Below are 22,154 nucleotides of genomic sequence, written 5' to 3'. Positions count from 1 at the left end.
GTTTATTCAGGATTACAGAGATGAAAAAACTAGTCACTTTTTTGAGTCTGGCGTTATCAGTTATTGTTCTTATCTTATTAGTGAAGCCAACTGCGATCGCGGCACGCCCAGCAGCCCCAGACTATCAGCGCTACATCACCTTTCACAACGACTTCGACTTCCCGATCTTTCCAGTGATTCAGGTGCCCGCAGATATCTGTGATGGCGCAGGGGTTACCCGTGTGCGAAGGATTGTCGTCAATGGAGCGGGTCACGATGGCTTGCAGCCGAACGAAACCCTGACGGTTTTGATTCCACAAGAATCGAACAATCCCAGCAGTCCTGCCGATCCAATGATTCGATGCTGGTATCGATCCGGGCGGATTTACATTTTCCCCGTTAATCTCACCACCTTTGAAGGAAACATGGTTGAGGTAGATTCAAACAATTCTTCCCAGACAACCAACTATAAAGACCCCACGCATCCCAGTGTTGCTGTGCCCTGCTATGAAGGCCCCAGAAACAAGCCGGGAGCGAGCGGTAACTGCACAACCGGCGTTGCCGATAATTCCTTTGCTGCCGATGTACCCGCTCAGTTGGCAGAATACACCTTTGACTCCGATAATGCATCCACCAACGGCGATCCCGATTCGGGCATTGCCATGGCAGATATCGATGTATCCCATGTGGATGATCTATATCTGCCGATCGCTGCCTCGGTCGTCAACAATGGTGCAACTGGCTACATGGGTGGGGCGATGGATTTCCCCACATTCCAGCAGCGGATCAGCAGTTTTTTCACCCAGGTTCCCTGGCCCAATTACTCGGCATACCTGAGCCAAAATCAGCCGGTTCCCAACGTTATTAGAAACGCGATCGACACGAAACAATTGCCGCCGGATCTGGGTGGAGGAACCAATACTCCCGCACCGCATCTGCCAGCGGGCTACAACAGTATCCAGAATACGCTTTCTAAAGCGACCTCTTCGGTTTACGAAATAAAGGACAGCACATCGAACTATTTGATCAGTGGAGTTCTCAACCAGAACGCCCAAGTGCAGCCCTATCTCGATCGATGGATGGGGTGGATGCAGCCGAAGAACGGAGATCCTTGCACGGGGGCAAATTTTGACCAATTGATCTGGCCCGATGGCATCACTTCCACGTTCAACAAACAGAATTTCTGTGCTCAATTTCAGACCACTGCTCAGACCGTCTGGAATCATTTCTTAACTGACCAGACAGATGGATTTCAGTCAAACCAGGCGCAATTTTATAAAGATTGCGGGTTGTCCGATGCAAAGCCCGACCAAAATCAAACCAATGCCTGCATTATCCAGCATATCATTGGGTATAACTCAACCGTGCTGGGGGGCGAGTTGCCTGGGCAAGTCCAGGCTTTGTTGCGGGGCGTAGCTTATAACGCTGCGGATGGTATTGACCCCAATAACCAGCAGTATCAATACGATCCATTTTTGACTTTTGCCGCCCCCTATAACAGCCAATTCAACCTCGACCCCTATACTCGCCTGATTCACAGCACAAAGGACGGAGTCGGTGCGGTTGCCTACTCGTTTTCGATTGATGACAAGTACGGCAACTTCCGCGATGCTTCCCTGGGCATCCTTGTGGATGCGGGGGGAACCAGTGCCCTGGATAATCAACAGCCCTACGACCCCTACCAGCAATACCAGATGAACTGGGGGTATAACCGAGACCAATTTAGTTTGATTGCGATCGCATCTGGGGTGAATCTGGCGAATGTTCAGGCACAACTGCAGGCGATCGCCGCGCAAAACGATAACCGCCCGTTCCTGATCAAGCAAAACCAGACTATATCCGTGTTGGGTCATGCTACCAGCACCAACTGGACGCTCACAACCCCCCTCGTGACCCTGGCGCAGTTGCAGTATCAGGCACAGCAGGAAGAGGCACGCGGGAATACTAAGTACTACCAGACTCTGATCGATTATCTGTTTGGCAATTCAACAGCGAATCCGCCAGTTCAGAGTATTTTCCCCACTGCTGCCTGGGATGGAAACAGCCAGAACCCCCCCCCGGCTATCGACCTGCTGGACTTCGATGCTGCTTCAAACTGGTCTGAGGGTCAGGCAATCCTGTATGGCTACATCATCCAGCAGAACGCCGATGTGCCTGCCAAAGGCAACTGGGTAAAGGCATCCGTATGCGGCTTCCCAAAACCCATTACGATTAATCAACCGGGATCGCAGAGGCTCCCCGTCAAGCTCAATCAGCCTTGCGAGATCACTCTGACAGACACGTATAACGAAACCATGACCTTTAGCCTGACTCCAGCATCCAAGCAGGTCACCGACACTTACACGGGTACCCAGGTGTCGGTGATGAGTCTCCCGATCGGCGGAACGTTCAGCGGTTCGCCTCTAACCGTCAGCAATCTGACGGCAAGTGATCTGAAAAATTGCCAGAACAACTCTTCAAACCAGAGGATCGCTGGCTTTTGCAACAACATCACCCTATCCGCCGTGTGGTCTGCCGATGCGATGTCACGCGATATCGTTTATATGGGGCTTGATCCGAAAGATATGCCACGGGTGAATGTCAACTTGCCCGCTGCGCCGCCAACCCCGATAGACCCCACCTTGGTGAGTTGGACACCTAACGCTGCAATTACCTTTCAACAGCAGAATGGTCAGATTGTGCAGGTGAGCTGGCCCGCGGCTGTGGTTGGACCCAACCAAACCCTGCAATATACCCTTTATGTCAAGGATGGGTCTGCCTGGACACCGCAGTCCTGTGACCCATCCCAAACGTCTTGCAGGCTAAACTTGGGATCATCCGCAAGTGTGTATGTGATTGCAATAAACACCTCGGCACCGACGAAGCCACAAACCACCAACCTGTATGGGTGCTATCCTGCGGCAAACCCGTGCCCACCCACCACCTCAGGACGAGCACCAAAACCTCGCTCTCCCAGGCGCTGAAATGTCCAGCCTGGTGCCGAATTTTTGTGATAAGTCAACCACAATTGTGAACGCCATGAATACTGTGAAAGCGATCGATCCTAATGTTGCCAAAACTCACACTGCACTGTTTGATACCTGGTTTTCGATCGAGCAGTTGCCCATTCCCCCTGCGATCGCTCCCGACATTGCCAAAATTGCAGCGGAAGTGAAACCGCCGCCGGAAGTGAAAATAAGCCAGATTGGGTTTGCCAATACTCAAGACGATGGCGATAAATTTCTCCGCCGTCATCTGCTGATGTAGGCTCCCGATGAAACTTACGGAAAACCGTTTACGTCACCGATAGACGATCAGGGAGAAATCAGCCGATCGTTGCAGTTGGGTCAAACTCCGATTCGTCAACTGACAGGCGATGGCAGCGGCTACCGCGATCGTGATGACCAACTCGCTAGCTATCAGGCAATGCTGAACTTCCGAGCGGTCGGCGGCAAATTGGATCGGGTTGCGCCAATCGTCAGCGTCAACAGGACTGGACAACCTTGCTAAACACCTTTGGCTTAACGAAGTTTGCCCAATTGCCGATTATGGAACTGCGCTCGCGCCCCAAACAAACGCCTTAACTACATCGCGTTAAACAAAGTGATGAAATCGGCAACCCCTTTTCTAGTACAGCTCATATTTCATCAACTGACAGGGCAGCGTTCCATTATAGACCGCAACTCGCTGGGATGATTTGAGTCCGATCGACTGTGAGAGTTCCTTATTGCCACTTAGCACAAAAGCTGTCCAGCCTTTGAAGCGCTGCTTCAGAACGTCGCCCAGCAGTTTGTAAAACGCGCCTAGATCGCTGTCTCGCTCTAGCCGTTCGCCGTAGGGCGGATTGCAAAACAGCACGCCGCTGTCTGCGGGTGCCACTACGTCAGACAGCTCGATCGGGGAAAACCAGATGTGGTCTAATACACCACAACGCTGGGCATTGGCGATCGCCTGCTGAATTACTTCCTCGCTGCGATCGCTGCCCCAAATCGGTGCGGGCAAGAGATCTCGCTGGCTAGATTCTGCTTCTTGAATCAACTGCTCTAGAAGATCTGGGTCAAAGTCGAGCCAGGTTTCAAACCCAAAGCGTCGGAACAAACCGGGCGCAATGTTAAGCGCCTTGAGACTGGCTTCTAGAGGCAGCGTGCCAGAACCACAGAGCGGGTCGTAAAACATCTGCTCTGGCTGCCAGCCCGATAGCTGAATCAGCGCTGCCGCCAGAGATTCTTTTAAGGGCGCGGCTCCCACAGCAGGGCGGTAGCCGCGGCGGTGAAGGCTGTCTCCAGAACTGTCGAGGCTAACCGTGCAATGATCGCGATCGACATAAACGTTAATTCGCACATCTGGCGCTTGCGTTTCTACGTTTGAGCGATCTCCAAATGCTGCTTGCTGCTGGTCAACGATCGCATTCTTGACCTGAAGTGCTGTGAAGTGGCTGTGGTTGAGCTGCTCATGTTTGCCAGTGGCATTCACCGCCAGCGTTTGGTCAGGCGTGAGATATTGCGACCAATCGATCGTTTGAATGCCGCGATAGAGATCTTCTGCATCACGGCAAGGAAATTCGTGCAGTTTCACCAGGATGTGGAACGGCAGTCTTGCCCAAAGGTTAGCGCGGTAGAGTAGGGCGCGATCGCCCTCAAAAGCAACGCCACAAAAACCTGACTTAACGGAACTTGCACCCAGTTGCTCCAGCTCTTGAGTTGCCAGCGCTTCTAATCCCCGCGCAACCGTTGCAAAGCACTGATTCATATAAGCTGTATGTCCTATGCCGCTAATGATAAAAATTCGATTCAAGGTTCATGGTATTTGCAGCGTCTTAAAATAAATCGCAATTTTTGCTTTGAATTGAGAACTATACTGTTTGCGCTTGTTTTTGCTCATAACCATTCCTATCATGGATCGGGGTTTTAGAGCTTATTCTCCTGTCCAGTTTTTGGGTTCCACCTCAGTTTCCCTTAAAAATGAAAAATCCTTCTCCTATAGTGCTGTCCCTTCCTGTTACAACACTAGGTCTAAGAACTGATGCCTGATCATGTTTATCAATTACGCCAGGTGATGAAACTATAGAAATGTTACCCAGTTTTCGCAACCTACTTGGAAGGTCAAACCCTCTATAAAGTGAGAACCCCTCCACGAAGGCTTTCCCAATCTTCAGGGATTAGCCCGATCGCCGTTTGTTTATAGCCTTCTTTTGAGCGATCGTTACCAACAGTCTTGAAGGATGCTTTCTATAGTAGGAACATCTTGCTTGCAACTTTTTCGAGGCAAGGACTGCGGCCGGAACGACACATCATTGATCAAGGCTATACCAATGCTTATTTAGAGGTTTCCTGGTTTACCGTGGCTTGGTCAGCCGTGCTTCGATTTGCGGTGGTTTGATTAGCTGTCGAGGTCGGTTTACTGCCTGAATTGCGGACATTAATAAATTTACCCAGTAATTCAAACCAGAACGGGGCACCCATCGAGATCGCCAACCCGCTGAGAAGCCAGCCCAAAATCATCCTGAGTGGAGGAAAAAACCATTGACTGCTTTCTTCTGTCTGTTGCTCCAGGTTAGCTGAGTCTCGTCCGATCGGTAGGGGAATAGATCGATTGACCTGATCCCGAAGACACTTCAGTTGCTTGCCAGTAGTTGTATCGCTTGGACTAGGCGGCAGGCATTCGATGTTTGTCGCTACCTCAGCCTTTTTAGCTAGGGCATCCCGTAGGGTAGGGTCTGTCGTGAGCCGACTCACCATATGAAAGGTGTCTGCATTGACGACCAGAGCAATTAAAAAGCCAATCAGAAACGTCACCCCTTTGGCATTGCGTTTGTAAACGCCAGAGGCTCGATCCATAGAGCGATCGAACCAGATTTGAATTTCACCTTTAAACTGGTAAAGTTCATCTTCTACATACTGTACCTGCGCCCGTTTCACGTTAATCTGCGCGCGTCGTGACAGAGCCGCAAGGCTTTCTCGCACCGAAGGGGGTAACGTTTGCCCGATCGCCTCAACGTCTTTTCTAATCTCGTCATAGGCTTTGTAAATCTTGTCATTTGGGTCAAGATTGCCAAACCGATTCTGAAGCAGTTGATAAGTATCGCTCACTCTAATGACTTGTTGCTGCTCATTCCTGACTTCTCCAATTCCTAAATCCAAAGTTTGGGCGAGACTGGGCTGTAAACGGCGAATAAGTTCGTCAGTGTTGCTGTAGCTGGTGTTATTGGAATCGGGGTTCCCCTGATAAAAAATCCCGTTTTTCAGAGATTTTATCTGACTAACAAACTTGACAATCTCAGGATCACCTTGCTGTTCAGTTGAAGTATCATCCTGAGCCTTTAGAGCGTTTGTAGGCGCAAGCAGTTTAGTCGTTTCAATAAATGAATTAAGTTCGTCTCTAAGTCGATTGACACAAGTTAGCAGGGTCGCTTTTTCAGTGCTAAAGTCTGTGCAAATAGCCTCTAACTTTAGCCGCAAACCAATCAAATCAGCCGTCAAATTTTGGCGAGTTTCATCTTTAATTTGAAGATCCTGTTGGTTAAGGTAGCTATCCAGTTTGTCCAGAATCTCCTCTTTAACCATCAGCTTCAAATTGAGCGCCGTCATCTTCTTTGTCAACTGCGAGAGGCTAAGCTTTTCTAGCAGCGTCGTTGCAAAGGTTTCCGAAGGCATATAAGAAGGCTCATCGCCCTTCAGCGTTAGCTTATCTTTTCTGCCGAGCGTGATTACAAAGCGAGTAATCTGCCGTAGCCATGACTCAATGCCCTCCTTAGATTCATGACTAATATTTTTAATCAGCGGGTTACTGTAAAGCGACTCAACGATTGTCTTGACACTCTTATCGTTAGCGGTTCCTTCTCCGCCCGTTAAAAGAGTCTCAATTGACTTCTTTAAATGAGCCGCCCGCCATTGCAGCAGAGTCGATAGCAACTCCTGAATTTCAGATACTAACAGGCTGAGAATTAGGTAAACAAACGCCAACCCGATCGCGATATCCAGAACGAATGGTAAATTCATCGCTACTAAACCTTTAACTTAAGTTTGTCCTGCAAAATACTTAACATCCTTACTCTTTCAGCAACACCCTTAGAACTGAATCATCTTTGCCCCTTGAACTTGTCAAGTCCAAATATATTTCTCAAAATTTTGGAAAGTCCAGATGGTGGGTCAGGCTGTGACCTCGTGGGTGAATCCTGCTTCCTTTCTGATGAGAGTGGAGCTTGACCTACTGCTTTAAAGAGCGGTGGGTGATCTGATGCAGAGTCGCCAATTTTAGGGAATCCAGCAATAGATGATTGAGAAAAATTAGGTGGTGAAGATCGAGGGGGCGGACTTGCCTCGGAAGTTCCTGATGGCTCAGAAGATTCTGCATCAAGGCGATTGATCGCTTCCCTCAATCGCTCTAATGGAGACCGCACTTCTGCCTGACTGATAGTTGAGTTTGTCTGACTAATCTCTTTTATAGAGGGAGTGGAAAAAGGGACAACAGGCTGAGAGTTCATGACTCCTGGCGGGGACATTGAAAAGGTGGTGGATGCTTTAGAAGTGGGCGAGATTCCAAACGCAGCGATCGAGAGCAGTCCAGGACTAGGACTAGGCGTTGGTGCGGGTATCGGACTGGGTGCTGGAGTCGGGCTAGGCGTTGGTGTGGGTGTTGGACTAGGTATTGGTGTGGGACTAGGTATTGGTGTGGGACTAGGTATTGGTGTTGGACTAGGGGTCGGTGTTGGACTAGGGGTAGGTGTCGGACTAGGTGTGGGTGTCGGACTAGGTGTGGGTGTTGGACTAGGTGTGGGTGTTGGACTAGGTGTGGGTGTTGGACTAGATGTGGGTGTTGGACTAGGTGTGGGTGTTGGACTAGGTGTGGGTGTCGGACTAGGTGTGGGTGTTGGACTAGGTGTGGGTGTTGGACTAGGGGTTGGACTAGGGGTTGGACTAGGTGTGGGTGTCGGACTAGGTGTGGGTGTTGGACTAGGGGTCGGTGTCGGACTAGGGGTCGGTGTGGGTGTGGGTGTTGGACTAGGGGTCGGGGTCGGGGTCGGTGTGGGGCTGGGGGTCAGGCGATCGACCGACTTCACAGGTGGCTCCAAAACGGTCGGCGGCGGCGGCAAATCATACACGACTCGCAAACTGGAAACCGTCAACTCTCCGGGTGCTTCGCTCAAGAAAATCAGTGGCACTGAAAGTCCATCCATCCGCAAGAACGAAACCGACTGCACCCGCAAATCGCCCTGTCCTCTGGGTTGAATTAACCCAATCTCAACTTGAATAGCGGCGGCGGGAGCGGCACCTGTCCAGGCGTGTCCTGGAAAATCGGGCCCATCTAAAGGCAACACGATCGCTGCACCGAGAACTCCCTGTTGCCCTAACCAGCGAAGCTCCAGCCGCGCCCGGTTTTGCAAAGGCTGATTTTGCGGATCACGGGGCGTTGCCGTTGCCTGAGTCCGAGCTTTGACTTGCAGTTGATATTGTGCGCCTGCGACGACCTCAGCGACTTGCGTCAGAATGGTGTTTTCTCGATCGCCGCCACTCAACACGATCGCGCGATCGGGAAACTTCTGAACCTCTGCCAGCGGCACATCTTGCGGCAGCGTGGCCGCCCCACTCAAGCGCTGCCAGTGCAGGAGTTTGTCCCCCGATCGCAGTGCAAACGTGGGATTGCCCAGCGTCTCGATCGTCGGAATGAGTGCCACTGCTTCTAGCCAAAGTCCTCCGGGGGTAGGCTGAACAAACCGCACTTCAACCTCTGTTGCCTGCGGGGGTGCAGTCACTCTAACCTCGAACAATTCAGAAAAATTCGTGGCTTGAGCCGTCACCCGTGCCAAAGTCTGAGGCGGTGACGTGGCTTCGGTCGGCAAAACTGGCTCCAGTTCTCCGGTATCGGTGCGAAGGATCGTTCCGGTTGCATCTCGCCAAATCACTTGCCACGCAGCCGGAGAAATAATCGCCTGCCGACTGGTGAAAATCCAGTAGATGAATTGAAACAAATAGGAACATCCCGCACGGCAAGCCACTCGCTGAGACAGACTGAATTCATCTGGAATCACCGCCCTGGGGTTGATCGGAATCGGTGGGAGGCAGGTTAACTCTACCTGTTCTGTTCGGAGTAAATCTGGATCGATGAGCAACGTCGCAATGCGATCAACCCCAGGAACTCGCAAGCGCAGAATCCGTCCGGGTGTGCCTTGCCAACCGATCGGCACTTGCGTACTGCACCAGAGATATAGCCGCAGCAAGGTGCCTTCTGGAGCAGCCAGTCCCCATTGTTTGGGGGCGTTGGCAGAATTGTTTGGGGAAAGGAACGCGACAGAAGGGCTGCCGATCGCCAGATTAATCGCCTCGACAATTTCTGCTGCCGTAGTGCGACCAGAAACTTTCCCCGCACAATCAATCCGAATCGGACGATGAATGCTTTCCCAATCAGATTGTGGAATGGAACTGGCAATCGCGTTTGAACCCTCGATCGAACGATGTCTGCCCACTTCTAAGACAATAAACCGTTCAACTTGCAAATCAATGTCTTGCTGGAGAGCGTTTCCTTCAAAACTGCCTCCCTCGTAGTAACCGCGCCGACTTGCCTGCCGTTGATCCTGATCCAATAGTTTAAACAGTTTCAGCGTCGCGTCATCGACCAGCGGATTGCGAAAATCGCCATTCACCAACAGATTTTCTGTGCCACAAACCGTGACGTTGATGGCTTTTTGCAAATATTCGACGAGTTTCTGACTGAAGTCAAACTGAAATTCTACCCGGCCCAACGGATCGAATTCATTCAGCCGCAGTTTCATCGCCGCTTTGCCGCGTCCTATTTGCAGATGCAGCGGCACTGTGAAGCGATCGGGCTGGTTCCGCAATCGAAATAGAGCCGTTAAAGGAGCCGGGGTGCCGACTTCTTTAGCAGCTTGCGTTGAGAAACTCGCCGTCGGTAACGGAGTGACATTGAGCTTGTTGGCGATCGCCGCCAGATCAGGAGTTGCCTGCCGCCAAGATAAGCCCTCACTGCTACGGCATTGCAATCCTACTAGCATCTGAGCATCGGTTTGCGCCTGCCAGTAAGCCTGCCCGATTTGACTTTGCAGCACCAGCCAGTAACGAGTGCCCTTCAAGACGCGGAACGGAGTCGGTAACGTGGCGCTGCCCCAACTCGATTCATCAGGCGGTAAGGGTTTTCCCACCGTGACTTCGGCACTGGCTAAAACTTCGCCAGAGGGTTTGCCATCGGCATCGGCCTGAATGCTCAGGTTCAGTCCTGTTAAATCGGGTTGCGTTTTGTCGAACAGGAGATCAATTCCGGTGACGGCAATTTCTTCTGTGTTCGATTGCATCGGTTGGGCAAGAGAGCGCTGGGGCGAAACCAGGACGGGCAGCAGTTTGGCAACTTCGCCGACTTCACCCAAAGCCACACGACTGGGCTTAAACTCGCCGCGCACCTGAGCCGTTGTTTGTCCGGGTACTGGAATTGCGCCTTCGGGTAAGGCAACTTGGGTGAGGAGCGTGTTCCCGATCGGGAGTGTACTAAAGTTATATCCTAGCGTTGCTTCTGATAACTGTGCTGGCAATCCAGATTGCGTAACGAAATATTCAATTTGCAATCGCACATGCAATCGCGCCAGTGTGTCTGAATGAATAATCACTGGAATTGCATAAAAGCCATTTTCTGGTGTTGCAGTTGCGAGAAACGCATTCAGAATCGGCGTAAAATCGGGAGCAGTAGCAGCGAGGCTCAATTCCCCGATGCGCGTCCAAAAAGCGGGCATTTGTCCCAACCGCACACTCACATTTGTGGGCACCGTCCGAATAGTTACGGCGGTGAGATCTGTTGCAGTATTGGCAAAATCGCGCAACTTAAATTTATTCAGCGTCAGTCCTGGCAAGGGAACCGGGTCATTATTCTGCTGGGTGAACTTGAGGAAATCATCTGTCCCATCACTGGGTGTTTTGATACTTCCCCGCCCATTTAGATCTACATAGGTGCCACCGAGATCGATTTGGAGCTTGACGTTCGTGAGATCATTCCCTTGCAGCCGCACCACCGTTCGACGAGCATGAAAATCCACCTCAATGAAGCGATTGACCGCATCCGGCAAACTCATTTCACGGACTTTGGTGGTGCCAAAATCCCCCTGACTTGAGTTTCCCAACGCGCTGCCAAACTGAATGATTTCCTCAAACAGTGTGCCACCCGTTGGTGTAGCAGGGGTCAGCGTCACCACTGCCCGTGTCACCTGGGCATTGGCAGGCAAACTCCGCAACCAGAGGGTGCGATCGCCCTCGAAGCGATCGTCGCTTCCCCAATACTGCTCATCTAATCTCATTGTTCTCGCGTCCCAAGTTAGATAGAAGGGGCATTGCTGAATAGAGGATTGAGGTAGGGGCAATCCCCCTGTGGTTGCCCTTTATATATCAGGCTAACGTGTATACCTAAGTCCTCTCGCTGCGTTGTGATCGGCTTCTGCCCCCTAAATCCCCCAAAATTGGGGGACTTTGAGACTGAAAGTTTTGGGTTAAAGTCCCCCAGAATGGGGGATTTAGGGGGCAAACCCCCAGCAATCCGAACTCAAAGCAATTTGTGTATACAGTAGTAGATAGGTTCAGGAGTAGTCACGGGGGCGCTACCCCTACAGCCATTTCATCCCTTTTTAGGTTCGCAGCAATACCATTAAGTCGATCGGCTTGACTGCTTTCACATCCACCACGTTTTGACTCAGGTGGAAGACATCAACGCGATTAGTAACGCGAACGCCATTAGCATCGACAGCGCTACTGCTAAAGTCAATGCTGGTGGGAATCATTTGTGGACGAATTGCCACACGCAGATCTTCCCAGACTCCGCCAGCTTTCAGCTCTTGGACGGTGCGTCCTCTGCCCAACAACTCTGTTTGGATGTAGCGGGAATGTCCGTAAGCATCGCGACGGAAGTTGTCTTGATCGAGTCCCGGATCGAACATTTTGCCCCACAGATCGTTCAGCACATCGTCAAACATTTGCGTCGAAGTCGGGGTTAAGCCAAATTGCTCTAGAATCAGTTCGATCGTGTCTCCCCAGAAGGTGGCATCGGCACTGCGGGTCATGAACTTTTCGGCGATCGGGTCACGCCGTCCTGCGTAATAGACCACAAAGCGGGCATCTTTGCTGGTGTCATCCGAGAGCAGTCTTTTGGCATCTTCATCGGTGGTGATCAACTGCATCAATTCAAACAGGCTGACCACAGGATAGCGCCGCAGATTGTGTTCGACTAAGGCGGGATCAGGGTCGGTCGTTGGACGATTTAGCTGTTTGAAGTAGCGACGATATTCGCCCCAGCCTCCTTTGAGTTCTGAGCGTTGCACATAGCGCTCGTCATTCAGCTTCGTCCATTCTTCTGGGGTTTTGCCGCCAAATTTATTGGCATCGATCGGTTTAGCTTTGTAATCGTCCAGAGCTTTTTTGACGTTACCGACTTCAACATTGACGTATTTTTTGATTTCGATCTGAACGTTGTTGAGCCTTTCAGCAACAATCAGTTCTCCAGCTTTGAAAAAATCAAACGGGTCAAAATTAAATGGCATAGCTTTCTCCTTACAGAATGTTAGTTTGTGGATTGAACAGAAGCGATGTAGACGAACGCTGTTCGCCGTTATTGACACGTCTCGCGGGTGACATCAACCTCAACGCCTGCGGCTTTCGCCTGCAAAACGCCGATCGGTTGAGGGTGTAGAATCTCTTGGGTTAGCACCGAGAGCGGGTTGCCCAGCGCCACCCGTCGCGCATTCTCAAACCGACTGGCGGTGTAGGCGATCGTCACTTCATACATCGCCGCACCTGCTGGACGAGCGGAAACTTTGAGGTCATTGCCCCAGGTTCCCGGTTCGCGGGCTTGCACTTTGATAAATCGGTTCACGCCCTGGTCTGCCAACGCCTTTTCAATGAGGTAAATTTGGGCGGGCTTGCTGGCAGTGCCTAACGTCAGGCGCTGGGGCTTACGGAAGGGCAGCGTGATAGGTTTCCAGCCCAGAGGAATGCGATCGACTTCTTCTGCTTTGACGAGATTGGAGCGTTCGAGTAAATTGACTAGAGAATGAGCCTGGTCGAAAGTTGGATCGCCAGTGTTCTCTAAGACCGCTTCTGGATACAGGTCGGGTTTGCCTTTTTCCTGACTGAATCGGGCTTGATTAAATCTTGCCCCGAAAGGCGTGGGCAAATCGGCAGGCAAGTTGACTTGGAAGCTGCCAGGTTGGTAGGTTTGCCACGCGAAGGTGATTTCGACAGGCGGATCGACGATCGTGGCAGCAGCGAAGACTGCGGCGAGTTGTGGGGGTTCCTCCTCGTTCTCGAAGCGACTGACATCAAAAATACCTCGCTCATAGCAAACGCCGCCTGCAAAGTGTCCTTCATCAAAGTAAGCTTGATCGAAGCGGCTACTGTAACAGTCGAGGTAAATCCAGTTCGATTTACCCTGTGGCAAGGTCAACACCTGACCTTTGTTTAAGGCAGTGGCGACGACTAAACGAGAACGAACGCAAATCTGGTAAACCAAAGAATCGTTTGTTGTTGCGCCTCCGATCGTCACTCGTGAATAGGGTTCGGCTTTGCCATGAGTCGGCTGCACCGTGACATCAAACAGCGAGTCAATCTGCTGCACGAGGAGAATGCGATCGGCGTACAAAATTCCACTCAGTGTCACCACGCGATCCTGATAGGCGGAGAGCGTGATGCCTGCACTGGGTTTGAGTTGAGCGATCGGATCTTCGGTGGCATCGACTAACTGAACGGTGTTAGTTTGCATTCGCACTCGTCCCACCAGGGTGACTTCACTCCCATTCGCAATCACGTTAGCAGGGGTGACAATGGTCGGCGCACTCTCCACAACTTTTACTGTAATTTCGCCGTAATCTTGATCGGCTTGTCGGGCCCGCAAGTGAACAATCTCAGCCGCCTGTGGGTTATTCAAATCGAGGGTGAGTTGATGCTCGGTGTCCTGGTTTAGCGGGGCGGCTCCGGCAAAAGGCACCCACACTTGACCGCCCAGAGGGCCGACCAAAATCCGATCGCTCGGCACCTTACGAGTCACCCCATTGGCAGCAGTCACCATCGCTTGCAAGCCGAGTTTGGCATCGGTTTGGAGGGTGACAGATTCCCCGCGATCGAGCAGGGTAAAGACGCGCACCCGCCAACCCAGTGCAGTATTGACGAGCATTGGCCCCTCTACACCAAAGGGCGCATGAATCGTAATCTCACTCGAACTCTCCACCACACCCGGATTGTTGATCGCCCAGTGGTCGCCATGTCGCACCGATCGCGGCAAAATGTGCATCGGCTTGGGCGCATATTCGATCAGATCTAAATAGCGCAGGGGCAATAGAGAAAGCTGACTTTCGCTGCCTTGGTTGGGGGCAATAAGTTGTAAGCGATCGTCCGAGTTCAAGGTGGCTAGACCGGGAAACACCGCATTGATCGCTGCAATGATCTCATCCGAGAATGTTGAACCGGGATCGAATCCACCTACATCAATGTCAACAGATCGATCGCCATTCACTGCCAATCGCAACAAACTGCGGCGGCTAAGATTGGCAGGTCGAGAGAGATCGATTGTGCCTGTGATCGTTGCAGGAGTGGGATTGGTGCCTGTTACCTCCGTCGGAACTTCGCCTAACAAGCGCTTGCGGGCATCGCCAGACGTGTAGGGTTCGAGAACAAGTTCTTGATTGGGTTGGGGCGATCGTAAGACTAAATGTGGGCCTTCTGGAGAAGCAGTTGCCAGTCCGGGAACTGCCGTGTTAATGGCATTAATGATTTCATTTAATGTCACGGCATTGAGCCGTTCGATCGGCACTCCAGCAGCACAATCAATCTCTTTCACCGCAGCATTGCCAATTTTGATCCGCAGAAATCGTGCAATGCGTAAATCAACGGTATCCAAGCGGATGGTTCCTGTAATCTGTGCTGCGATCGCATTACTGCCTTCATAGAGTCGGGGCGGTGTAATCCCCAATAGCGCGGCTGTCACATTTGCTCCAGTAGTCGGCACTGCAAACTGAATTTTGCCATTCGTGCCCGTTGATGGCGAGGTCAGGCTGATGTGCTGTCCATCGGTTTTGGCAATCACCTGATTCAGCGTCGTATTAATCTTGAGCAATAGTTGATCAAGACGTTGGAAATTTGGTTCTGCATCTGTGAAGGAAATCTCGATCGGGTCTGCTCCATCAATACCCAGTTTAATTGCAGCATGGGGCGGTAAGGTGATGCCTTGATGCAGATCGACTAAGCCAACAAAGCTGACTTTTGTGGCATCTTGTCCTTTGAAGGTGCCGGGTTGTAAACCTAGCGGCGCGATCGCATCGCCAGCCTGCGGCTCAGTCACGGCAATCCGGCTTTCCTGACTGGCTGTGGGCGATGAAAGGATTAAATGCTGTCCATCATGACTGGCAATTGATCTGCCCAGACGAGTGTTAATCGCCTTCACCACTTCATCAATCGCTGTAACTCGCGGACGTTGACCCGCGCAGTTAATATCGATTGGTGGATGATTATCAATTCTAATCCGTAAGTATGGCTGCGTCTGTAGATCTACGCTGCGGCTTAAGTCTACTGCACCGATTATCTGAGCATTCGTTCCAGAATCTCCTTGAGCTTCCTGCTCCAGAAACCCAAAGATTTTTAGAGCCGCTTCATCCGTGATTTTTGCACGAGTCATAAATCGTTGCGTTTGCTGAATTTCTAGCGGCAGAACTTCTAATCGACTGGCATCTCCAAATGTGGACGATCGCAGAATCAAGCGCTGTTGATCTGCGATCGCCAGATTCGGGAAGGCGTGATTAATGGCATTGGCAATTTCGTGTACATGGCGACGTTGAGCAGTTGAAACATTCTCGCCGGGCGATCGTAAATTAATCCGCAAGGGAATCTCTACCGGGGAACCGCCATCCACCGCAATCTGAATCGCTGTTAACTGCAAAAACTTGTCCGGCTGAGGATTTAATTCTTGAGTCAGGTTTGGAACACTGACGATCGCTGCGGCTGTGGCATCTCTGCCCTCAAAAACACGCGGACGCGCCCCCAAAATTGTCTCTAGTGCATCATGGGTTGGGGCAGTGTCTAGAATGAGCCGCGCACTGCTGCCCGTGTCTCGTGAGGCAAGGGTGATGAATTGTCCGTCTTGAGTGGCGATCTCTGCTTGGGCTGCCTGATTGATCGCCGTCACGATTTCGGTAATCTGAGTGTTACGCGGATCGTTGCCCGCACAATTGACCGTGATCGTCGCGTTACTATCAACTTGGAAGCGCAGGGTGGCACGATCGCGTAGATCAATTCCCTGGCTCAAGTCCCGTTGACTTTTAAACTTTGCAGGTTGAGGATCTTGTCCGATATAAAAACTCTGCACCTCCCCAAATAAGAAAGCCGTTGCATCTTGAGCCGCAGGAGTCTGAAACGCAATGCTGCTGTTAAATCCTGTGATCGGGGAGGTGAATTTGAGATAATGCCCTGCTTGCAGCGTCGCAAAATTGGCGATTTGTAGCGCTTGATTGATCGCATCACAAACTTGCTGCGGCGTAGTTTGAGCGGGATTTGCACCTGCACAATCAATTTCAGCTACACGAGTGCGATCGACGACTAAACGCAAATAGCGATGTTGTCGTAGATCCAATGAATCACTCAGCGCAACAGTGCCGATCACTTGAGCCGATTGAGACTCACTGCCACGATAGACCCAAGGTACTAATCCGAATACTCGTTCAGCGGCATCACTCAAACCATCGTGAATCTCAATGCGACTAGAAGCGCCAGAAGTTAAGGAAGTGATAGCTAACAACCCATTTTCTGCACGTGCGATCGCTTGTCCGATTAAGGGTTGATTCAACGTTGCCACGATTGTGTTCAGCGAGACATTTGCCGCATTCGCTCCCGTTGTTAAATCAATCTCGATCGGATTCTCGTCACCAATTTTTAACCGCAGCAAATTTGCGCCGCGCAAATCTACCCCGTTGCTGAGATCCATAGACCCTTTCACCTGTGCTGGATGCGCCGATCGTCCTGCAACTTGCCCTGCCTTCATCCCAAACACAGCAAATGCTGCATCCTCCAAACGCGGCACGATCGTGGTTAACGTCTCCGATCTCCGCTGCCACCAGCAATCCAGGTCTTGATAATCATCCGCAATCTGCAATGCTAGCGCTTCTGCCGTGACGCGCAAAATTCCCTGCACCGTCACCGTGCCTTCTAAAAACGTGCGAATATACCGCTTCAGATGCTCCCGAAACTCCTCCACCGTCTCCAGTACGTCACCCGCGTCCGCACTCGGTGCCAGTCCTGTCAAATCTGCTTCTCGACGGGGAGCCAGCCCATATAGCGCCGCAATTTTTGCCAAGTCTGTAATGTTGGCGGCATTGCGATCGGCATAATCCACCCAATGCGCTGCCATGACCGCTGCTAAACTATTTTCCGCTAACAGCAAATCCCTGCCAAATGCATCAATGAGGGCATAGAGCACATCCGGTCGAGGGGTAACCCGGAAGGTGCTAGGGAGGTAGCTGAGAATCCGATCGGTTTTAGTCGCCATATTTGTCATTTGGGATTGAGCCAGCGGAGTCAAGTCGCGGTTTGCAAATTGCTAAGTTGAGGTTTCAACTAACACAATGTCAGCAGGTTCTAGATCGAGAACAATCCACCATTTTTCGTTGCCCACCGTCGCAGAAATTTTGAAGCGTCCGATTTCGACTTCGCCATCTTTGGCAGGTTGTCCGGTTAGGCTAACAATCAGACTGCGATCAGCGATGCGGCGACCCGTAGGCACAATCGAAGTCGTGGTTTCGTTTAAGACGCGATTGAGGGCAGCACGTTGAGCTTCTGGATCGTTTGGCGGCACACTCTGAAAGGCGATCAGCAGCGCATCGGTGAGGTCAGCGGTTCCGGGTCGTCCGATGTCGGTGCGCCAGGTGGCGACTTCAATGATTCTGGCTTTTGGCTTGCCCTTAGAGTCTTTGACAACCTCCTTGATGGTGGCGATCGCGTCTAGAATTTTTGCACCCTCGGCATCATCGCCGCTGCTCAACGTGTCCACATAGGTTTGAATGGCGGCGATCGTGTCGTCAATCACTTTGGGCTTGGCAACCGCCGGAAGTCCCCGAATGACTTCGGCAACAAGGCGCGGTTTGAAGTAAATATACCGAGCAACCAGCGTGGTCTGAATTCCTGCTGCGCGGGTTTGCTCTACCGCCGTTTGCAGACTCGGAAATCGCTCTGGCTCGGCTTCAATCAACAGTTTCACCGTCCCTAGCGCAGATTGTTTGGCAGGCGGACTATTGGGTTCCCAGACTTCCGACAACACTGCTCGTTCATCAAGAATCGCCTGCTGCAAAGCTGCCAGAGTGCCTTTGCCTGCACCTCTGAGGGCTGCTTTCGCACGGGCGCGCAACTGCTCATCTGTCTCATCTTCACTCGCTAAGATAGTGGCATCAAAGTTGATGACGCGCGAAATTCCGGCGATCGGCTGTGCCAACGTGGTAATCGCGTTTGCTTTGACTAAGCCTGCTTTGCCACTAGAATTCTCTCCCGCGCTCACCGGGACATCAATCCGCACCTGTCCCTTTTGCAGCGTCCGAATTGCTGTGGTGACGAAGGTGGCTTCATTTTTGCTGGTGCTTAACACCGTACCTTCGTTGATCGTGATGTTGCCATCTGCTTGAGGATCGCGGAAAAACGTCACCAGTCCGATCGCATTCCCTTTCTGTTTGCGTTGAATGTGGAGAATCGCCACCACTAAATCTAAAGACTTTCCGGTTGCAGTATCGACAAAGCCTGCTAAATAGGCTTGATTAATTTGTTGATAGACGGTGGCAACCTCTCGTCCAACGGCTTCGCAAATGGTGCGGCTAACACTGCCGACATTGATATCGGTTATGGGAGAACGACTGTTTGGAATAAAATAATCAACATAGAAAATCGTGTCATCATCTGGATGCTTGCCGTTCTTCTGCCACACGATCGCACTCGCACCGTCACCAATCACTACCTCGAAATCGAGCGATCGCTGAAATGTAAATCGCTGAGATTGATCCGTGCCTTCTGGCGTGACGGTTCCCGTGATACTTCGCACGTCTCGCGCCGCTTGCGATAATGGATAGAAATCAACCTTGTCATCAAAAATAATCGGTTCGTTGACCACCCCCCCAACCAAGGCAGTTAGAAGGTCATCCCGAATTTCTGGATATAAGCGATTAATTAAATTGACTGTTTCGGAGTTCACCCGCCCGCACCTCGTTCAAGAAAGAAAGGAAAGACGAAATTTAGATCCGTGTCACTGTCGATCGCCCTTAGCGATACATGAATATCGATTTGGGTGCGGTCAGCCTGGCTTTGCGTCACCTGCACCGATCGCACACTTTTCACTCGTGGCTCTGCTGCTAATGCCTGAAGCACGAACACTTTGGCGCGATTGCGATTGACTTCGCTATTGAGTTCACCAATCAGTTCATAGAGGCGAGATCCATAGTCTGGATGACCTAATGCAGTCAGTTCACCCAATGGCGTGAGAAACCGCAGCAGCAATGCCTGTTTGAGATTGTCTGCACCATTTAGAACCGCCAAATCGACGACTGCGGTTTCATCCGTCTGTTGAGCGAGGGGTAAATCGAGCTGAGTTGTAGAGAGATCATTGGCACGATCGCGGCTATTTTGCCGTTCCAAATTGCCTAACAAGCGTAGATCAATGCCCCACCGTTCTTCGATTTGAGTCATTGGCTGTTCCTCCGGCTGACTGATTTTAGAGTTTAGATTGAAATTTAATGGTTGTATTGGTGGAGTGAGTCTAAAATCCAAAAATTGTAGGTTGCTTGTGTTTCAATTCTGTTGAATCAGCAAGGCTTTTAGCAGTCCCCTACTGGGTGATCTTGAATCCTGAATTACAATTACGAATTATCCAAAATATAGGGGGCTGCGGGGGGGCCTAAAATCGTCATCATTCCTGGAGGTGTGGGAATCTGATCGCCCATGCGTACCAGACCGCGCCCACCGACTATCACACCTGTGCTGGCTAACGGGCCAATCACCAACGGGTAGGGAACTCCCCAAACAGAGTTAATCATCAGACACAGTGATCCGGTTGTCGCGAGGGGCAGCCCTGCCGCCGTAATCACTGGGGGAAACACCGTGACGATCGTTCCGGTATCTGGCGGCCCAGAGGCACCGGGGGTCACCATGACCGCACAACCAATTGAAACAGGGGAACCAGGCATAGAACCTTCCTTAGATTGTTGAGTTTTAAGTTTTGAGATCACCTAACAACGTTGAGTTAGCCGACAACTAAGGTGAAAATGAAGTAATTCCTCTCACACTGATGGTTGCTCCTTGCACGGTTGAAGCGAGTCCGCCATTCACAGTTGCTCCTAGATTTCCTTTTAGCGTTGCCTGGCTTCCCGCTTCAATGTCTGTATTCAACTGACTCTTGAGTTTGATATTCATTCCCTCCAGTGTTAAATCTCGTGTTGCCTTGAGTGTCATCGCGCCTGCGGCTTCGATCGTCACATCGCCATCCTGATTCATCGTAATTTTAGTGCGGCCCGACAGCACGGTTACAACACCTCCAGTGCTTCCAGGTTGGTTGAGTTTCATCTCGGTTTTACCCGCGATCGCTCTCACCATTCCATCGGTCACGTGCAGGGTAATTTTGGGCGGCATTTCCACCAAAATTTCTCGCGGCGAGTCGTTAGCGGAAATGTTACGAATGGCAGCTTTGAGCGTCTTCTCATCGGCTTCGGCCAGGGGCAACCGGAAAATTACCTCATTGGGATTGTTGAGCGGTGGACGCGCCTCGTTGTGATATAAACGCCCGATGACGATCGGTTGATTGACATCGCCTCTATCAAACGTCAGCAAAACCAGATCGCCGACATTGGGAATGCCAACTGTGCCAATGTGACCGGCCGCGATCGGCACTCGTTTCAGCAACAAGCCACTATTTTTTAGTTGCACATCGCAACCATAGTTATCATCATCACTGGTGCCACTGTGAGGATGAACATCCTTGACAATGCCCAGTTCTGAAACGCGCACAGAGCGCAGTTCTTGCCGAATAATTTCTTGAAGCGTACTGATGATGGTTGACATAGGGAGAAAGGAGAGTGACTGGGACTTAGGTCAGGCTACGAAACTGGATTGTGGTGGTGAATCCGCCTAGTTTGGTGATGCGATGAGTGACTCCTCGGACTTGATAGGTTTGATTGAGACTGTCGTCTGAGAGGTTAGCGAGGCGGATGGCATCGCCTAACTTGACTTTGGGGTCGCCGAGGATGAGCAAGCGTCCCTGAAGGGTGCGGCGTTGGATCGCGGTGAGGGCAGCTTTGGCGGCGGTGAGGGCGGCGGCTCTAGTGCGTAATGCGGAACGCTCTAATAACAGTTTCGGACTCCCAGATCCGGCTGAACCACGCGCATTAGTAAAATCATTTGTCAGCCATGCCCAAGATTCTGCGCCACCGCGTCCGGCAGGGCTTTCTCCCCAGGCTTCCACTTGTCCAGCGCGAGGTGGAGTTCGCTGAATATCTAATTCAATAATGTGTTTAGCATACTCGAACACATGAACAATATTACCCCCAACAAATTCTTCAAACACTAATTTGCCATCAGAATTAACGTAAAGATCAAAACCACACAATTCAGCCAGATCGTGCAGGTGATGATAGACACTTCGTTGACTATCAATCACATAGGCTGGAAATTGAATGCCGTCGTCAGCCGTCTCGACTTCTAAAGGAGTTTTGCCCGTTAGACCTCCGATCGCGCCACTCACCGCACTGTCGATCGCGCCGCCCACTGGCACAGGATTGGTGCTGGAACTGCCCCCGGCTTTGGCTTTGTCCACCAGATCACGAACAATCTGACCTGCGTTTTTGTTTTCGTAGGTCTGATCTACAAAGGTTCGCAATAAGGTGGCAGCAGCACTGTAAGCGATGACGCGCTTTGTGGTGATGTTGGGTTCTACTGTCACGACTGATCCGACTATCACCTGCGTCAGACCGCCGTTGTCTGCATAGCCTAACGAGATTTTGACTTCATCGTCGCGTTCTGGCTGCAAACCGTTGACATTTCCAAGCACGATCGTGGCACTGTCGGCAAATGCTTCCAAATCCAACTTGATAGTCAAGTCAGTGACGGTGCTGGCTTTTGGCTCATCGGTGGTGTCGATGAACTTACGAGCAACAATGATTTTATAGGCAGGTTTGAACAGAGTCATAGTGGTTCGAC

13 protein-coding genes are annotated in these 22,154 nt (G+C 51.3%); 3 read left to right on the top strand and 10 right to left on the bottom strand.

What is annotated here, in order from left to right; all coding sequences use genetic code 11:
- The first annotated feature begins 20 nt into the window (after positions 1-20).
- The 3 genes from C7B65_RS06125 (at position 21) to C7B65_RS27685 (ending at position 3,468) form a co-directional block, all read left to right on the top strand.
- Positions 21-2,942 (top strand): hypothetical protein, encoded by a 2,922-nt coding sequence (locus tag C7B65_RS06125; RefSeq protein WP_073074210.1) that lies wholly within the window; start codon positions 21-23, stop codon positions 2,940-2,942.
- 55 nt (positions 2,943-2,997) lie between these two features.
- Positions 2,998-3,225: a hypothetical protein gene (locus tag C7B65_RS06120; protein WP_143162087.1), complete on the top strand. Its 228-nt coding sequence runs from the start codon at positions 2,998-3,000 to the stop codon at positions 3,223-3,225.
- 69 nt (positions 3,226-3,294) lie between these two features.
- Positions 3,295-3,468, top strand: coding sequence for a hypothetical protein (locus C7B65_RS27685; RefSeq protein WP_181314346.1), 174 nt, complete (start codon positions 3,295-3,297; stop codon positions 3,466-3,468).
- 117 nt (positions 3,469-3,585) lie between these two features.
- Here the strand turns inward: C7B65_RS27685 and C7B65_RS06115 are convergent, their stop codons facing one another.
- The 10 genes from C7B65_RS06115 to C7B65_RS06070 all read right to left on the bottom strand — a co-directional run bounded on the left by C7B65_RS06115 (position 3,586) and on the right by C7B65_RS06070 (position 22,143).
- Entirely contained in the window at positions 3,586-4,707 is a 1,122-nt protein-coding gene (locus tag C7B65_RS06115) for a THUMP domain-containing class I SAM-dependent RNA methyltransferase (RefSeq protein WP_073074212.1), read from the bottom strand.
- A 566-nt stretch (positions 4,708-5,273) separates the two neighbouring features.
- The gene (locus C7B65_RS06110) at positions 5,274-6,956 is read right to left on the bottom strand and encodes a hypothetical protein (protein ID WP_073074213.1); all 1,683 of its coding nucleotides are present in this window, start codon (positions 6,954-6,956) and stop codon (positions 5,274-5,276) included.
- 80 nt (positions 6,957-7,036) lie between these two features.
- Positions 7,037-11,254 carry a choice-of-anchor R domain-containing protein gene (locus C7B65_RS27680; RefSeq protein ID WP_181314345.1) on the bottom strand — a complete coding sequence of 1,406 codons (4,218 nt, stop codon included), beginning with the start codon at positions 11,252-11,254 and terminating at the stop codon, positions 7,037-7,039.
- 324 nt (positions 11,255-11,578) lie between these two features.
- Positions 11,579-12,487: a hypothetical protein gene (locus C7B65_RS06100; RefSeq protein ID WP_073070687.1), complete on the bottom strand. Its 909-nt coding sequence runs from the start codon at positions 12,485-12,487 to the stop codon at positions 11,579-11,581.
- Between the two features lie 68 nt (positions 12,488-12,555).
- Complete coding sequence (locus C7B65_RS06095) at positions 12,556-17,475, bottom strand: hypothetical protein (protein WP_106253948.1); 4,920 nt, start codon at positions 17,473-17,475, stop codon at positions 12,556-12,558.
- A 51-nt stretch (positions 17,476-17,526) separates the two neighbouring features.
- Entirely contained in the window at positions 17,527-19,161 is a 1,635-nt protein-coding gene (locus C7B65_RS06090; protein ID WP_073070685.1) for a baseplate J/gp47 family protein, read from the bottom strand.
- Complete coding sequence (locus tag C7B65_RS06085; RefSeq protein WP_073070684.1) at positions 19,158-19,652, bottom strand: GPW/gp25 family protein; 495 nt, start codon at positions 19,650-19,652, stop codon at positions 19,158-19,160. Before C7B65_RS06085 ends, C7B65_RS06090 begins: the two co-directional genes overlap by 4 nt.
- Before the next feature lie 170 nt (positions 19,653-19,822).
- Entirely contained in the window at positions 19,823-20,149 is a 327-nt protein-coding gene (locus C7B65_RS06080; RefSeq protein ID WP_073070683.1) for a hypothetical protein, read from the bottom strand.
- Between the two features lie 67 nt (positions 20,150-20,216).
- The gene (locus C7B65_RS06075) at positions 20,217-21,020 is read right to left on the bottom strand and encodes a phage baseplate assembly protein V (RefSeq protein ID WP_073070682.1); all 804 of its coding nucleotides are present in this window, start codon (positions 21,018-21,020) and stop codon (positions 20,217-20,219) included.
- Positions 21,021-21,045: 25 nt separating this feature from the next.
- Positions 21,046-22,143, bottom strand: a complete 1,098-nt coding sequence (locus C7B65_RS06070) for a hypothetical protein (RefSeq protein ID WP_219898387.1) — start codon at positions 22,141-22,143, stop codon at positions 21,046-21,048.
- Positions 22,144-22,154 lie beyond the last annotated feature (11 nt).

The sequence above is a fragment of the Phormidesmis priestleyi ULC007 genome (genome assembly GCF_003003695.1).
GTDB lineage: Bacteria > Cyanobacteriota > Cyanobacteriia > Leptolyngbyales > Leptolyngbyaceae > Phormidesmis_A > Phormidesmis_A priestleyi_A.
This window is presented reverse-complemented; position numbering and strand designations above follow the sequence as displayed.